We start from the raw sequence: 16,225 nt of genomic DNA on the forward strand, positions 1-16,225 counted from the left end.
GCGGCGGGCTTCCGCGGTCAGCGGGGCAGGCCGGACCGGTCGCCGCCCGCCGCGTCCAGCGCCGCGCGGACCCGCGCCACGGCGTCCTCGACGCTCACCCGTGCGGTGTCGATGACCAGGTCGGCGTCGGTCGGTGCCTCGTACGGCGAGGAGATCCCGGTGAAGTCGGGGATCTCGCCGCGCCGGGCCCTGGCGTAGAGGCCCTTGCGGTCGCGGGCCTCGCACACCTCCAGCGGCGTGCTGACGTGCACCAGCAGGAAGGTGCCGGCGGCCTCGGCGAGCTCGCGCACCCGGGCGCGGCCCGACGCGAACGGCGCGATGGGCGCCGCCACGGCGACACCCCCGTGCGAGGAGACGAGCGACGCGACGTAGCCGATGCGCTCCACGTTGAGCTCGCGGGAGGCCTTGTCGAAGCCGAGGCCCTTGGACAGGTGGTGGCGCACCTCGTCGCCGTCGAGCAGGGTGGTGTGCAGGCCCTCGTCGTCCAGTTCGGCGGCCAGCGCGCGGGCCACGGTCGACTTCCCGGACCCGGACAGGCCCGTGAAGAAGACCACCGCACCCCGCGACCGGGCCGTGCCGGCGGCGCGCACCACCTCGGCCGCCGGTACCTCCGGGTAGAGCCCGGCGACCGCGTCGGACCAGAGCGTGCCGAGCCCCGCGACGGCGTCGCCCGCGGCGGGGGAGCGGTGCGCGACGAGCACCTCCGTCCGCACGGCGCCGTAGCGCGTGCCGACGTCCGTCCAGCGCAGCGCGTCCGGGGCGTCGGCGGGCCAGGGCACGACGACGACGCTCGCGTGGCGCGAGCCGTCGGCGAGCCGGTCGGCGAGGTCCCGCGCGACGCGCACCAGCCCGGGGGCTCCCACCTGCCCGGCGGCGGGGGACCGGCGCGCGGCGGGGACGAGCAGCAGCACGGCCCCGGCGTCGCCGACGAGCGCGGGCAGGGCGTCCACCTCCGAGCGCGTGGGCGGCTCGGACACGACCAGGGCGACGGGTGCGACGCCGTCGGGCACGTCGTCACGCACCGCGCGGGCCGTGCGACGCAGGGCGGGGTCCCAGTGCGGCCCGGCGGCCCGGGCGAACGGGCGCACGGCGCGCGGGGCCTCGTCGCCGGGGACGCCGACGACGGCGAGCGGCGTGTTCTCGGCGTCCGTGAGCGTCGCCGGGCCGGCGGGCAGCCCGGCGGGCGGGACCCAGGGGCCGCCGGCGAGGGCGAGCTCGAGGAGGTCCAGCTCGTCGGGGGACAGGACGCGGGCCACGGAAGGCAGGTCGGCGGGCAGGTCGGAGGGCAGGTCGGAGGGCACGGGCGTGGGCTCGGTCATGATCGCGTCGTCGTGTCCTTCTTCTCGGGGTTCGGGACGGTGCCGGGCGGCGTCGGCCTGGGCGGGAGCCGCTTGATGCGCTCCCGGACCACGATCCACAGCACGTTGCCGACGACGAGGGCGCCGACCGCGGCCGCGACGACGACGCCGAGCGAGGCGCCCAGCAGCTTGAGGCCGGAGGCCAGCAGGAGGATCGCGAGGGCACGGCGGATGATGCCGCCCGGGGCGCGGCTGGACACGTGGGCGCCGAACCAGGCGCCCGGGACGGCGCCGACCAGCAGCGACGTCGTCAGTCCGAGCTCGAAGTCCCCGTAGAGGATGTGGCCCAGCGACGCGGCCGCGACCAGCGGGACGGCCTGCACCAGGTCGGTACCCACCAGCTGGGAGGCCTTGAGGGCCGGGTAGAGCAGGAGCAGCACCACGATGATGATCGAGCCGGCGCCCACGGACGTGAGGCCGACCATGAGCCCGGCGACGGCGCCGAGGATCAGCGTGGGCACCTTGCGCACGACGACGTCCGGGCTGCTGGGCGCGGCGGGTCCTTCGCCGAGCGCGGTGCGGCGCTGGAGCATGCCGAGCACCGCCCGCACGACCAGCCCCGCCGAGGCGATGAGCAGCGCGACCCCGAGGATCTGCTTGAGCACCTCGTCGAACCCGTCGCCGAACGGCAGGTAGCGGATGAGCAGGGCACCGGAGAACGCGGCGGGCACCGAACCGATGCACAGCCACAGCACGAGCTGCAGGTTCACGGTGCGCCGGCGCAGGTGCACGACGGCGCCGGCGGGCTTCATGAACAGGCTGGCCACGACGTCGGAGGAGACGGCGGTGAGCGGGTCGACGCGAAAGACGAAGATGAGCATCGGCGTCATCAGGGCGCCGCCCCCCATGCCCGTGAGGCCCACGACGAAGCCCACGACGAGTCCGCCGACGATCAGCGGGAGGTCGAGGCTCAAAAGTGCACCATTCCTATCGGAAAAACAGAATTCAACAATGTGAACTCTCGGGGAATCGTCCAATTCGGAATGGTAGCGTCGGCCGCGGCCCGCCCGGGCCCCCGTCCAGAGCCTCAAGCCGAGGAGTCCCATGTCCGCGTCCGCCCCGTCCTTCCCGGACCCGGGCCTGCCCGACGGCGAGCTCGCCGTCGCGCTCGCGCAGGGGGCCGGTGAGGTGCTCCGCGGCCTGCGGGCAGAGGTCGACGCCGCCGGCGGAGCGTTCGTGGCGGGCGAGCTCAAGGACGCGGGCGACGCGGCCAGCCAGTCGTGGCTCGCCGCCGCGCTCGCGCACGCACGCCCGGCCGACGCCGTCCTCTCCGAGGAGGCCGCCGACTCCGCCGCTCGCCTGACGGCGGACCGCGTGTGGATCATCGATCCGCTCGACGGCACCCGCGAGTTCGCCGAGCGCGCCGGCGACGGCGCCCGCTGGCGGGACGACTTCGCGGTGCACGTCGCCCTCTGGGACCGCGGCGTCGCCCGCTCCGACCGGCTGGCCGCCGGGGCGGTCGGGCTGCCCGCCCGCGACGCCGTCCTCAGCACCGTCACGACCGACGCCGGGCCGCGGCGGGCCGGCGACACGGCCACGGACACGGACGCTGTCCTGGCCGGCCGCCGCCCGCTGCGCCTCGCCGCGAGCCGCAGCCGCCCGCCGCAGTTCGTGCAGGACCTCGCCGCCCGTGCCGACGTCGAGCTCGTGCCCATGGGGTCGGCAGGCGTGAAGGTCGTGTCCGTCGTGGACGGCACCGCGGACGCGTACGTGCACGCCGGCGGCCAGTACGAGTGGGACTCGGCGGCACCGGTCGCGGTCGCCCTCGCCGCGGGCCTCGAGTGCACCCGCCTGGACGGCACCCCGCTCGAGTACAACCGCCAGGACCCCTGGCTCCCCGATCTCTTCGTCAGCCACCCGGCCGTGGCGGCGCACCTGCGTGCGGCGCTGACGGAGGTCGGGGTCGACATCAAGGAAGGTGCCCAGCCGTGACGTCTCACGTCCTGAGCCAGCTCCGCAGCCTCGAAGCGGAGAGCATCCACATTTTCCGCGAGGTGGTCGCGGAGATGCAGCGCCCCTGTCTGCTGTTCTCGGGCGGCAAGGACTCGATCGTCATGCTCCACCTGGCCGCCAAGGCCTTCGCGCCGGCGCGGATCCCGTTCCCGATCATGCACGTGGACACGGGCCTGAACTTCCCGTCGGTGCTGGAGACGCGCGACCGCTGGGTCGAGCGGCTCGGCGTCCAGCTCGTCGTCGCCTCCGTGCCGGAGGCCATCGAGCGCGGGCTGGTGCAGGAGGAGCCGAACGGCTCCCGCAACCGCATCCAGACCCCCGTGCTGCTGGAGGCCGCCGAGAAGAACGGCTTCGACGCGCTCTTCGGCGGCGGACGCCGGGACGAGGAGAAGGCGCGCGCCAAGGAGCGCGTGTTCTCCTTCCGCGACGACTTCGGCCAGTGGGACCCCAAGAACCAGCGCCCCGAGGTCTGGGACCTCTACAACGGGCGCGTCCACCAGGGCGAGTCGATCCGCGTGTTCCCGCTGTCCAACTGGACCGAGCTGGACATCTGGGCCTACATCGAGGCCGAGGGCATCGATCTCCCCGACCTGTACTTCGCGGCCGAGCGCGAGGTCGTGGACCGGGGCGGCATGCTGTTCGCGGTCAACGAGTTCACGCCGCTCAAGGACGGCGAGACCGCCGAGTTGCGGTCCGTCCGCTACCGCACGGTGGGGGACGCGAACCTCACCGCCGCCGTCGCGTCGACGGCGGCGACCCGTGCCGAGATCGTCGAGGAGGTCGCCGCCGTGCGCCTCACCGAGCGTGGCGCCACCCGTGGCGACGACAAGGTGAGCGAGGCCGCGATGGAGGACCGCAAGCGAGAGGGCTATTTCTAAGCCATGAGCACCGAGACCTTTACCGAGACCGCCTCCCCGGCGATCGACACCTCGGCCGACCTGCTGCGCTTCGCGACCGCGGGCTCCGTCGACGACGGCAAGAGCACCCTCATCGGCCGCCTGCTGTTCGACTCCAAGACGATCTTCGAGGACCAGCTCGAGTCGGTGGAGCAGGTCAGCAAGGACCGCGGCAACGACTACACCGACCTGGCGCTGCTCACCGACGGCCTGCGGGCCGAGCGGGAGCAGGGCATCACGATCGACGTCGCGTACCGCTACTTCGCCACGCCCCGGCGCAAGTTCATCATCGCGGACACCCCCGGCCACATCCAGTACACGCGGAACATGGTCACCGGGGCGTCGACGGCGGACGTCGCGCTCATCCTCGTGGACGCGCGCAAGGGCGTCATCGAGCAGAGCCGGAGGCACACGTTCCTCGCGACGCTCCTGGGCGTGCCGCACATCGTGGTCTGCGTGAACAAGATGGACCTCGTGGACTACGCCGAGGAGGCCTTCGAGAGCATCCGCCGCGACTTCACGGACTTCGCCTCGCGTCTGCGCGTGCCGGACCTCACGTTCATCCCGATCTCGGCGCTCGACGGCGACAACGTGGTGAACCGCAGCGAGAACATGCCCTGGTTCGACGGGCGCCCGCTGCTCAGCCACCTGGAGTCCCTGCACGTGGCGAGCGACCGCAACCTGCAGGACGTGCGGTTCCCGGTGCAGTACGTCATCCGGCCGCAGTCGCACGACGCACGCGACTACCGCGGGTACGCGGGCACCGTGGCCGGCGGGGTGCTGAAGAAGGGCGACAAGGTCCGGGTGCTGCCGTCCGGGCTCGAGACCACGATCGAGGGGATCGACACCGCCGACGGCCCGGTCGACGAGGCGTTCCCGCCGATGTCCGTGACGGTGCGGCTGGCGGACGAGATCGACATCTCGCGGGGCGACATGATCTGCCGCCCGAACAACTCGCCCGCGGCGCTCCAGGACATCGACGCCCAGATCTGCTGGATGGACGAGTCGGCGCCGCTGGTGCAGGGCAAGAAGTACGCGATCAAGCACACCACCCGGTGGGCGCGCGCCGTGGTGAAGGACGTCAAGTACCGCGTCGACGTCAACACGCTGCACCGCGACGAGGACGCGACCGAGATCCGCCTCAACGAGATCGGCCGCATCCAGCTGCGCGTCACGCAGCCCCTGTTCGTCGACCCCTATCGCCAGAACCGGCGCACGGGCGCGTTCATCCTGGTCGACGAGGCCACGAACAAGACCGTGGCGGCGGGGATGGTCGGGACCCTTCCGCACACCGCCTGAGGACGAGGTGATCGACATGGCCGTGACCGCGACCGCTCCGCTGACGGCGGAGCACGCGACCGCGCCCAACACCTGGGTGCTGCCGGAGCACAAGGTCCTGTTCACGCACCTGGCGAAGAACGCGTGCACGAGCCTGAAGTGGCTCGTCGCGGAGCTCAGCGGACAGGATCCCGAGCAGTTCACCAGCGTGCTGAGCTGCGAGGCGACGCCGCGCATGATGATCCACCACCGTCGGCTCTGGCGCGGCGTGCGGTCGCTCAAGCAGCTCGAGCCGGCCGAGCGGGCGGAGATCTCCCCCGCCAACGGCTGGTTCGTCTTCGCGGTCGTGCGCGACCCGCGCCTGCGGGCGTTCTCGGCGTGGCAGTCCAAGTTCCTCGTGGGCGACCCCGTGTACACGGGGCGGAAGTTCGCCGGGGCCGAGTGGCTGCCGGACGCGCCGGGCTCCGTCGAGGACGTGGTCCGCGACTTCGCGCGGTTCGTCGAGGTGCTGCGCGACCCCCGCGGCCCGGTCCGCGACACGCACTTCGCGCCCCAGTCGACGCGGCTGCACGAGGACACGATCCCGTACTCGCGTCTCTACGACATCAGCGAGCTCCCCACGCTGCTCGGTGACCTGAGCGCCCATCTCGACGAGGTCGGGCGCCCGCACGAGGTGTCCCTCGGCCGGGAGAACGACACCCCGCTCAAGGCGGCGTCCGAGGTGTTCGAGGGCGGCGTGCGCGAGGCGCTCGAGGAGATCTACGCGGCCGACGTCGACCGCTTCGGCGACCGGTGGGACTTCGACCCCGTGATGCAGGAGCCGGCGCGGTGGTCCGCGTCGGACTTCCGCGACATCGCCGCGCGCCGCAGCCTCGGGGAGCGGATCGCCACCCTGTACGGGATCGCGAAGGACGAGCGCGACGAGATCAAGGACCTGAAGCAGGAGAGGGCCGGGCTGGTCCGCGCCAACAGGGACCTGGAGCTCAGCCTCGCGCAGGCGACGCGGACGCCGCTGAGGCGCGTCGCCTCCAGGGCGAAGCGCATGGTGACGCGCTCGGGCGACTAGCGGTGCCGGGGCGCCCGACGCGGGCCGGGGACGACCTAGACTGTCGTGGCCGCCGCGGTGTGTCCGCGGGTAGTCGTGGGGAGTATCGATGGCTCGACTGGAGCGCGGGTGCGACACGCCGTCGCGCCCCGACGCGTGCAGGCTTGCGCTCGTCGTCCGCGCGGCGCGGCCGCGGTGAGGCGAGGGGGGCTCCGTCGATGGGCCCGTCGAACGGCACGTGCTCTGCGCCCGGCATCGGTCGCGGGGTCGGGCATGCAGCGCCTCGAGGTGGGCCTCCGCGACGGTGACGTCGTCGTCGAGGGGACCGCGGTGCGTCCCGGCTGGAAGGTCGGCGAGCTGTCGGCGGTCTTCCGCGGCAGCGGGGTCGAGGTCCGGGTGCCGGCGAGCGGTCTCGAGACGTTCTCGGCGCGGCTGTCGCTGGACGAGCTGCGGCGCCGCTCCGTGCCCGGGGACGACGTCGCCGACCTGTGGTTGCACCCGGTGCCGACCGGGGGTGGCGCGGCCTCGCGCCGGGGCACCGCCGAGGCGCCCGCCCCCGTCCGGCTCGGCAACTTCCGGTCGACGACGCGGGTCGACGTCGCGCGGTCGTCCGGAGCCGGCGCGGCCGACGACCGCCTGGCGGTGACCCAGAACGGCAACCTCAGCGTGCTCCTGGGAGGCGCCCCGGCGCGCAAGTTCCTCATCGACGTGGACGGGCTGCGCCTGGGCGCCGACGGCGTGGCCCTGCGGCTGCGGGTCCGCGGCGCCGATCGTGGTGCCCGTGCCGCCCGGCTGGTGGCGGCCTCCCGCGAGACGGGACGACGGTACGACTTCGACGTGCCCCTCGAGGAGATGCCCGACGAGTCCCGTCGTGATCGAGGGCGGTTCGTCCACCGTGGGGCCCTCGCGCTGCCGGTGTCCGCGCTCGTGACCCGTCTCGACGCGCGGGACGAGACGCTGGACCTCAGCGTCGAGGTCGAGGACCCGGAGGGCCGTGTCCAGGCCCGCCGCATCGGGACCAGGGCGCACCCGGTCGTGCTCCGGCCAGGCCGAGCCGTCGTCGGGGGCGTCGTCACGCAGCTGCTTCCCTACGAGACCTTCCGCGGGTCCAACGTGTCCGTGCGGGTCGAGCGCATGTCGCCGGAGGCCGACGCGTACCTGCGGCGATGGACCCGCCTCGCCTGGATCCTTCCGTTGGTCCGCCCGTTCCTCGGGATCTGGCTGATCGGGGAGCTGCCGTACAAGGCGCAGGACAACGGCTACCACCTCTTCCGGTGGCTCCGGGAGCACGAGCCGCGGCGACGCGCCTACTACGTCGTCGCCGAGGACGCCCCCGACCGTGCCAGGCTCGACGGCCTCGGCAACGTCGTGCTCCACGGCTCGCGCGAGCACGTCCGCGTGGCGTTCCTGGCCTCGCGGATCGCCGGGACGCACCACGCCGAGTACCTCCTGCCGTCGCGGCACCCGGCCGTCGTCGCCCGGGTGCGGGCCGTGCGCGTCTTCCTGCGCCACGGGATCTCCGGCACGAAGAACATGACGGCCAACTACGGGCGCTTCGCCCCGGGCTTCGCCACCGACCGGTTCCACGTCAGCTCGGACCGGGAGCGACGCGTCGCCGTCGACGCGTTCGGGTACCGGTCCGCGCAGGTGCGGGTGACGGGGCTGCCGCGGTTCGACCACCTGCTCGCACCGCTCGACCGGGACCCGGAGGGCCTGCTCGTCATCCCGACCTGGCGAGAGTGGCTGGGCAACCGCGACCGGTTCCTGGACAGCGAGTACCGCGCGCGGTGGCAGGAGTTCCTCGGCCACCCGCGCCTCGCGCGGGCGATGCGCGACGGCCTCCGCGTGACGTTCATCCTCCACCCGAACATGCGGCACTACGTCGACCTGTTCGACGTGGAGGGGGTCCGCGTGCTGCAGCAGGGGGAGGTCGACGTGCAGACGCTCCTGCGGGAGCACGCCGGCCTCGTCACCGACTACTCGTCCGTGGCCTTCGACTTCGCGCTGCAGCGGCGACCGGTCCTCTACTTCCAGTTCGACCAGGCGCGGTTCTTCGGGGACCAGGGGTCGTTCCTCGACCTGGACGCGGACCTCCCGGGGACGATCGTCACCGACGTCGACCGGCTGGTCGAGGAGGTCGAGACGACGGCTGCCGACGGTTTCGCGATGCCGGAGGAGCACTGGGCCCGCGCGCAGCGGTCGGTTCGATACCACGACCGCCACAACTGCGAGCGGGCGGCCGAGTCCGTGCGCACGGCGGGCGGCCTCAGGGTCCTGTGGTGGCGATGGACGGACCGGCGACGGTCCGACCGGAAGGCCCCGGGGAACGGGGGAGCGTCGTGAGACGATCCGGACCGGAGGACGCCCCGACGCCCTCCGGCTCTGGTAGAAAAGGGCCGGACCTCCCCTTCTCCGGGCCACGATTCCTAGTGAGCGGCTGGTGAACGACGTGCATGTGAGCGACGTGGATGCGCCGCGGCCGGACCTCGCCATCGTCTTCGTCGTCGGCGAGGGCCGGGCAGGGAGCCTCGGGCCTGCCCTGGCCCAGCTCCGGAAGCTGCCCCGCTTCCGCCGCGCCCCGATCGCGGTCGTGCACGACCCCGGCATGGACGTCGGGGCGGTGCTCGCTCGCCACAAGGTCTCCGGGGTGGAGGCGGCGTCGAGCCTGAGCAAGGACCGGAACGACGCCGCGTGCGACTGGTTGCTGGCCTCCGGCGCCCGCTACGGCACCATCGCGACCCTTCTGCGGCCCGCCCGGCTCGACGAGTGGACCCGACACCTGTGGCACGAGGTCAAACGGCTGGACAAGCTCCCGCTCACCAGCCCGATGCCCCTCCTGCTCTGGACGGATCACGGGACGAAGCTGAGCGTGGCCCGCTACGTCCACCGGATGCTCGCCGAGCACGACGTGGAGCGGGGGTCGCTGCTCGCCGACTTCCTGGGGCGCCTCGCGCTGTCCGCGGCGACACCGTGGCTCGAGGCGGTGGACCCGGCAGGCGGGGACATCGAGATCCTGGCATTCCTCTCCGTCGCGTTCGTCCCGGAGATGTCCGAGCCGCCGTGGCGGTATCGCCTCGCGCTGACCGGCCCGTCGGGTGACGTCGCCCGTTCGGGCCCGGTGCCGCTGACCCCGCGGGTCGGCAACCGCGGCGAGGCCCAGTGGGCGGGCCTGGGGACCCGCCTCCCGCTCGTCGGCACGGGGAGCGGCCACCGGCGCTTCGTCCTCGAGCTCGACACGGAGGTGCCGGAGCTGCGGCTGCGCCGCAACCTGCGGCCGCGGGTGGGCGCGCTGATCAGCGCGCGGACGGTCGGGATGCATGCCGAGGCGGACGAGACCGCCGGAAGGTCGCGGCAGACCACCGTCAGGTACCTCCTGCACACGGTCGGCGACGGAACCGCGGCCTTCCTCACCACCCAGGAGGGCGCGGGGCTCGGGGCGCGCCTGCGGTGGGCCGGCACGCTGCTCAAGAAGGACGCGGGATTCATCGCCAGGGGGCCCGGAGCCCGTCGGATGCGGCTGCTCCGCCTGCTCAGGCTCGTGACCCGACCGTTCTTCGCCGGTCGCGAGATCTGGTTGATCGGCGAGCGGAAGGACACGGCGCAGGACAACGGCATCCACCTGTTCCGGCACATCCGTGAGTCGGATCCTCGGCGCCGGGCCTACTACGTCATCGATCGTTCGAGTCCCCAGTACGACCGGGTGGCCCCGTACGGACACGTCGTCGCCCACTCGTCGTGGCGGCATCAGCTGCTCCTGCTGCACGCCACCGTCCTGGCCAACGCCTACATGATCGGCTACCTGGTGCCGGACGGGTGGGACGTACGGGACTACACGCGGCACATCGTCTGGCGGGTCGGGGCGCTGCGCGTGTATCTCAAGCACGGCGTCCACCTCAGCCCCTACGCCGTGAAGCGTGGCACGACGGGTTACGACATCTGCCTGACGGTGACGCCACGGGAGACCGAGGCGTTGCGTGCCGCGTCGGGGTACGACCGGCAGCTCGTCGAGGCCGGGATGCCTCGGTACGACGCCCTGACGCCGACCCCGCCCAGCCGGACCATCCTCTTCATGCCGACCTGGCGGAACTATCTCGCGACGACCGCGCTCAAGGGGTCGCAGGACGGCGAGGTCCCCTACGAGGGGTCGACCTACCAGCGGTTCATGTCGGGTCTCCTGGAGAGCCGGCGTCTGCACGAGATGCTCGAGAGGTACGACTACAGGCTGACCTTCCTGCCCCACTACAACATGGCGTCCCGGTTCGAGGGGGCGACCGTGGCGGGAGACCGCATCGAGATCGCCGACACGAACGCCGTCTCGTTCCAGGACCTGATCCGAGGGTGCGACGCGTTCGTCACGGACTATTCCTCGGTGCAGTTCGACGTGGCGTACCTGGGAACTCCGATCGTGTACGCGCGCTTCGACGAGGACGAGTTCGAGAGCAAGCATTCGTCGCCGACGTGGTTCGACTACGAGCGGGACGGGTTCGGCCCGGTCGTGCACACCCTCGACGAGACGCTCGACGCCGTGCAGGACCTGCTCGAGCGCGACTGCCGGCCCGACCCCTTCTACCAGAAGCGCATCGACGCGGCGTTCCCGGTACGGGACCAGCGGAACTGCGCGCGGACCGTGGCGGCGATCGAGGAACGCATCCCCGCGCGGCCGCGATGACCACGAGGGGCCGCGCCCCCGTCGGGTGCGTGGCCCCCGCGTCCGCTCAGCACCACCAGCAGAAGTCCCTGTCGACCGAGTTCGAGGAGCAATCGTGCCCCAGCTCTCGAGGACGAACGTCCTCACGTCTCTCACCGCGCTCGCCGGGGTGGTCGCCGCCGTCGGTTTCGCGATCTCCAGCACGGAGGTGGGCGGTGCCGCGCTCGGCGTGGCCGTCGTCCTCCTGGCGGGGCTGGTGCACAGTGTCGGCCGCACCCTGGCCACCCGGATCGACGAGGGCACCGACCGGCTGACGGCCAAGGCCGACCTCGTCCTGGCGGGGCAGAAGAAGAGCGACCGGGCCGCTGCCGCGCACGCCGAGCACGCCGACGCGATGGCGCGGCGCATCGTCGCCGACGTCGGCGCCGCCCGCCTGGAGGCCGCCGAGCGAGGGCACGACGGCGTCCGCTGACCTACGAGGGGGCGGTCAGGCCGGAGGAGGGGGCCGCGGTGCCCAGGGCCTCGACGAACCGCTGCCCGGAACCGTCGAACCGGTCGTGCGCCCACTGCCATCCGCGCCGTGACCGGTCGCGGAAGGCGGCCTCGTCCGCCCGCAGCCGACCGACGAGGCCGGCCACCTCGTCCGGTGCGCAGGTCAGCACGGCGTCGCCGAAGAACGGCGCGAGCTCCGGCGCGACGACGGCCACGCACCCTTCGGCCAGCGCCTCCTCCACCGTGCGCACCGCTCCGGTCGTCGCCGACCGGGGGAAGGCGACGACGACGTCGAGCTGGTGCAGGAACTGGCGGGCGGCGACCTCGCCCGTCTCGTAGACGAGCCAGTCGGCGGGGATCCCGCCGAGGGCGCCGTCCAGGACGCGGCGACAGCCGACGAGCCGGACGTCGACCGAGCCGTCGACCGGGAAGACACGCCGCAGACGCTCGGCCCCGTCGGTCGTCGTCGGCTCCTCGCCGCCGAAGACCCAGCCGACGACGGGCCGGTCGCTCCGGAAGCGCCGGGGCTGCCTGCCGGGTCCCGACGGCACGTCGAGGACGCGCGGGAGGTCGTCCGGGGTGATCCACTCCGGGGCGACCTGGAAGAGCGCCTCGGCGTTCCGGTCGCAGTCCTCGGCGACCCAGCGCACGCCGGAGCCCTCGCGGGCGCCGCCTCCCGCGTCCGAGACGATCACGACACGGTCCGTGGTCAGCGACACGGGGCGAGACGTGGGGAACTCGAGCACGTCGGGCTGACGCACGACGATCGTGGGGATGTGGTCGGACTCCTCGAGCGACGCGAACGTGAGCGTGCGGTCGGCGAGCGCACCGCGCACGGTCAGGGACAGCGGGGCTCGGCGCGGCGCGTCGCTGAACGCGCTGCGCACGTGGAGGAGACCGACACGCAGCCCGGTGCGCGCGAGCGCCTCCATCTCGGCGACCGCGGACCGCTGGGTGGCGCCGTCCATCGTCCAGTCGGCGACGAAGGCGACGTCGATCGGCTGCACGGGGAGCCCGATGTCGCGCAGGAACGGTCGAGGGGCGGTCAACGGGCGCTGCGTCACGTCAGCGGGGATCCGAGGGCTGGCACCGGCCTCGATCTGCCGGTGCCAGTGGATCATCGCGGCGCGGTACTCCATGCGGGACGGATGCATCCAGCCGGGCCGGACGTCGTTGCGGGAGAGCGAGTCCGCCTGGAGGCGCACGACGGCCAGCGGCTCGCGCAGCTCCAGCCGGCGGCCGGGGAACACGGCCTCCAGCCGCCGGTCGAACTCGGTGTCGGCACTCTTGCGGACCCAGTCGAAACGGCCGACCGTGTCGAGGACCGACCGGCGGAACAGGTGGGACGACGCGTTGGCGTGGACCGGGCTGTTGCCCAGGTGCTGGAAGACGAGGTCGTCGCCGCACCGCAGCGAGAGGCTGAGCGTCCGCACGAGGGTCGGGTCCTCGAGAAGGGGGCGGACCTGCCGCTCGAGCCGTTCGGGATGCGACCAGTCGTCGGTGTCCTGGAAGGTGACGAAGTCCCCGCGCGCCTCCTCCAGCGCGCGGTTGCGTGCCGCGTAGGTGCCCCTGTTGACGGGTTGACGCAGCACCCGCACCCGCGGGTCGAGACCCTCGAGCTGCGCGAAGACGTCCTCGAACTCGTCTCCGGAGGCGTCGTCGACGACGAGCAGCTCCCAGTCCTGCCACGTCTGCTGCACGACGGACCGCACCGCCGTGACGGACTCCGGTCCGGGCCGGTAGGCCGGCATCACCACGGTGATCAGCGGGCCAGGGCCCGCGGTCCGGGTCGTTCCGGGCTGCAGGCGGTCGAAGGGGGTGGCGCCCCGTGGCGCCAGTCCCACGGGGGCGACCCCGTAGGTCCGCAGGCACGCGTTGAGGGTGTCGAGCCACGAGTCCGACCCGACGCCGTGGTCCATCCCCTCGAGGTCGAGCTTGAGGAACGCTCGCGTCCCGGGCTCGAGCGACCTCAGCAGGGCGGCGTCGCGCCGGAGGCGGTCGCGGTCGCCGTGGGCCCACAGGAGCTGGGCGAACGCACGGCGGTCGGGGACGGACCAGCGGCCGACGGGGGCGCACCGCCGCGCGGCGGCGAAGAGCGCGAGCGCGTGCGGCACGTCGTCCTCGGCCCCCTGCTGGTGCCCGACCATCCGGGCGAGCGAGCAGAGCAGCTCTGCGGTCCGCGTGGTCCTCGCGTCGAGGAGGTCGGACGACGAGGGCTCGAGGGCCGCCGCGACGACCGTGGCGTAGTCGGCGTCCGGGGCGATCATCCGCGCGACGATCTCGCGTGCGGTGACGGCCTGCATGTCGAGCGCCAAGGACGTGACCCGACCACCTGTGCCGCCGAGGCCCTCGGCGTGCCGCGCGGCGGCGAGCGCGACGTCGGGGTGGGTGACGAACGCCGTGGCGCTCACGACGCGCGGGCCTCCTCGATCACGGGGGTCAGGCGGCTGTCCAGGATCGGGGTCGCGGACTTCACGTACGTGCGGGAGAGGTGCGAACCCTGGCGGTAGGCGAGGACGTCACCGATCACCGGAGGGCAGACGTCGGTGCAGACCAGGTCGTTCATGCTGACGACGTCGACCGACGGCAGGAGGTCGGCCGCCGCGAGCATCGCCGGGGTGCCGCTCTTGTCGAGGCCGGCCTCCTTGGAGAAGGCACAGCTGGACAGGGAGTCCATGTACTCGGCGACGCACTTGTAGACCTCGCCGTCGCCCGCGGGGAGATCGACCGGATCGGGGTTGTCCGCGATGGCGATCACGTCGATCCCGGCGTCCTCGATCGTCTTCCAGGTGGACTCGAGCGAGTCGACCATCGCCTCCTGCGTCCGCTCGCCCGAGCTGTCGTAGGAGTAGCTCGTGGTCTGCGAGACCATGATGGCGTCGGGCTTCTCGTCGAGCACCATCTGGAGCAGCGCCTCGTTGTACTGCGTGCAGCTCACGTAGGGGTCGCCCTGCCCGTCGTTGATCTGCGCGCTCGAGAAGCCGCAGGCGCTCTTGGTGGCGACGTCGAGCTTCCACCCGTGGTCCTTGGCGATCGGGTCGAGCGCGTCGATCCACTGGAGGGCCTTGGAGTCGCCCAGGAGCATGAGGTGCGTGTCGCCCTCCCGGTCGCCGTAGGCGCAGGGCTTCGGCACCGCCACCTTCTGGTCCACCTGGCAGCCGCGGTCGTACGCGTCCGGCTTGTCGGCCGCGGCGTCCTGGGGGAGCGGGGTGAAGCTCTCGACCGAGTCGGGGTTGGGGATCCCCGTGGCCTCGCCGTCCTTCATCTCGAGGCTCTGCGCGCCCTTGCCCTCGACGCTGGCGTTCGCGGGGGCGCTCGAGGGGGTGCTGCTCGTGAGGAGGAGCCCGGCGATCACGGTGAGGGCGGTGAGGTTGAGACCCACGGAGAGCGTCATCCGGGGGGACCAGCGCTCCTGGGCGATCCGCCGCATGGGGTTCTCGACGAGCTTGTAGGACAGCCACGCGGGGATGACGGCGAGCACCACGATGAGCAGCCCGCGCTTCTGGCCGAGCTCGCCCCACACCCAGGTCGCGGCGATGAGCAGCGGCCAGTGCCACAGGTACAGCGAGTACGAGAGCCCGCCGAGCCACACCATGAGCTTGTTGCCGAGGAACCCGGGGGCCGAGCTGCTCGCCCCCGCGATGATCACGGCCGCGGTGCCGAGGACCGGGACGAGGGCCAGGGAGCCCGGCCAGACGGCGGTCTCGTCGAGGAGCAGCGCACCGGCGAGGATGGCGGCGATGCCGCCCCAGCCGAGGATCAGCGCGACCACGCGCGGCACGCGGGGCCAGATCGCGACGCCGACGGCCACGAGGCCGCCGATCCCGAGCTCCCACAGTCGGGTCGTGGTCACGAAGAACGCGTTCGCCGGGCTCGCGGTGGACATCACGATCGACCAGACGAACGACGGGACCACGATCAAGCACAGGCCGGCGGCCATCACGATCCGCGCGGGCCAGTGGAACCGTCGCGCCAGGAAGGCGACGACGACGAGCAGCAGCGGCCAGACGATGTAGAACTGCTCTTCGACGGACAGCGACCAGAAGTGCTGCACCGGCGAGACGCTGACACCCTCCGCCAGGTAGTCGACGGCGCGACCGGCGAGGCGCCAGTTCTCCACGTAGGCGGCCGCGGCGACGATGTCGCCGCCGAAGACCCGACGGTCGACGATGCTGCCCACGAAGAACACCAGGGCGGCGGTGACGGCCAGGACGAGCGCGGCGGCCGGCAGGAGGCGTCGTGCTCGACGGGCGTAGAAGCGGATCATGGACACGCGCCCGCTCCGCTCCAGCTCGCGCACGAGCTGGCCGGTGATGAGGAACCCGGAGATGACGAAGAAGACGTCCACGCCGATGAAGCCGCCGGGGATGAAGACGATCCCGGCGTGATAGAGCAGCACGCTGCCGATCGCGATCGCGCGGAGTCCTTCCACGTCGGGGCGGAAGCGCGTGGCGCGCGGAGCAGCGGAGGCCGCGGCGGAGGCCGCGACGTCCGGGACGGCGCGCGAGTCGACGGTCATACGGAGGCTTTCGTGCAGGGGACGGGCGGGCAGTCG

Annotated in this window: 11 protein-coding genes; 7 read left to right on the forward strand and 4 right to left on the reverse strand. The window is 72.7% G+C overall.

Annotated elements, in window-relative coordinates; all coding sequences use genetic code 11:
• Positions 1-17: 17 nt before the first annotated feature.
• Together cysC and ACFQ80_RS13885 are read right to left on the reverse strand one after the other, a co-directional pair.
• The gene (gene cysC, locus ACFQ80_RS13880) at positions 18-1,319 is read right to left on the reverse strand and encodes an adenylyl-sulfate kinase (protein ID WP_430564059.1); all 1,302 of its coding nucleotides are present in this window, start codon (positions 1,317-1,319) and stop codon (positions 18-20) included.
• Positions 1,316-2,272, reverse strand: coding sequence for a sulfite exporter TauE/SafE family protein (locus tag ACFQ80_RS13885; RefSeq protein WP_430548954.1), 957 nt, complete (start codon positions 2,270-2,272; stop codon positions 1,316-1,318). The genes cysC and ACFQ80_RS13885 overlap by 4 nt, the downstream gene beginning before the upstream one ends.
• 130 nt (positions 2,273-2,402) lie before the next feature.
• On the opposite strand from ACFQ80_RS13885, the gene ACFQ80_RS13890 reads away from it, so the two are divergent.
• From ACFQ80_RS13890 to ACFQ80_RS13920, 7 genes are all read left to right on the forward strand, one after another.
• A complete protein-coding gene (locus ACFQ80_RS13890; RefSeq protein ID WP_430564060.1) occupies positions 2,403-3,290 on the forward strand; it encodes an inositol monophosphatase family protein in 888 nt (295 codons plus the stop codon).
• A complete protein-coding gene (cysD, locus tag ACFQ80_RS13895) occupies positions 3,287-4,189 on the forward strand; it encodes a sulfate adenylyltransferase subunit CysD (protein WP_430564061.1) in 903 nt (300 codons plus the stop codon). Before ACFQ80_RS13890 ends, cysD begins: the two co-directional genes overlap by 4 nt.
• 3 nt (positions 4,190-4,192) lie before the next feature.
• The gene (gene cysN / locus ACFQ80_RS13900) at positions 4,193-5,506 is read left to right on the forward strand and encodes a sulfate adenylyltransferase subunit CysN (RefSeq protein ID WP_430564062.1); all 1,314 of its coding nucleotides are present in this window, start codon (positions 4,193-4,195) and stop codon (positions 5,504-5,506) included.
• A 16-nt stretch (positions 5,507-5,522) separates the two neighbouring features.
• A complete protein-coding gene (locus ACFQ80_RS13905; RefSeq protein ID WP_430564063.1) occupies positions 5,523-6,551 on the forward strand; it encodes a sulfotransferase family 2 domain-containing protein in 1,029 nt (342 codons plus the stop codon).
• A gap of 252 nt (positions 6,552-6,803) precedes the next feature.
• Entirely contained in the window at positions 6,804-8,873 is a 2,070-nt protein-coding gene (locus tag ACFQ80_RS13910) for a CDP-glycerol glycerophosphotransferase family protein (protein ID WP_430564064.1), read from the forward strand.
• Positions 8,874-8,985: 112 nt separating this feature from the next.
• Positions 8,986-11,199: a CDP-glycerol glycerophosphotransferase family protein gene (locus ACFQ80_RS13915; protein WP_430564065.1), complete on the forward strand. Its 2,214-nt coding sequence runs from the start codon at positions 8,986-8,988 to the stop codon at positions 11,197-11,199.
• Positions 11,200-11,293: 94 nt separating this feature from the next.
• Positions 11,294-11,650 carry a hypothetical protein gene (locus ACFQ80_RS13920; protein ID WP_430564066.1) on the forward strand — a complete coding sequence of 119 codons (357 nt, stop codon included), beginning with the start codon at positions 11,294-11,296 and terminating at the stop codon, positions 11,648-11,650.
• A 1-nt stretch (position 11,651) separates the two neighbouring features.
• Here ACFQ80_RS13920 and ACFQ80_RS13925 read toward each other — a convergent pair whose 3' ends face one another.
• A complete protein-coding gene (locus ACFQ80_RS13925; RefSeq protein ID WP_430564067.1) occupies positions 11,652-14,081 on the reverse strand; it encodes a glycosyltransferase family 2 protein in 2,430 nt (809 codons plus the stop codon).
• Entirely contained in the window at positions 14,078-16,189 is a 2,112-nt protein-coding gene (locus ACFQ80_RS13930; RefSeq protein ID WP_430564068.1) for an acyltransferase family protein, read from the reverse strand. The genes ACFQ80_RS13925 and ACFQ80_RS13930 overlap by 4 nt, the downstream gene beginning before the upstream one ends.
• Positions 16,190-16,225 lie beyond the last annotated feature (36 nt).

Source organism: Isoptericola sp. NPDC056578, from assembly GCF_042793275.1.
Classification (GTDB): Bacteria; Actinomycetota; Actinomycetes; order Actinomycetales; family Cellulomonadaceae; genus Isoptericola.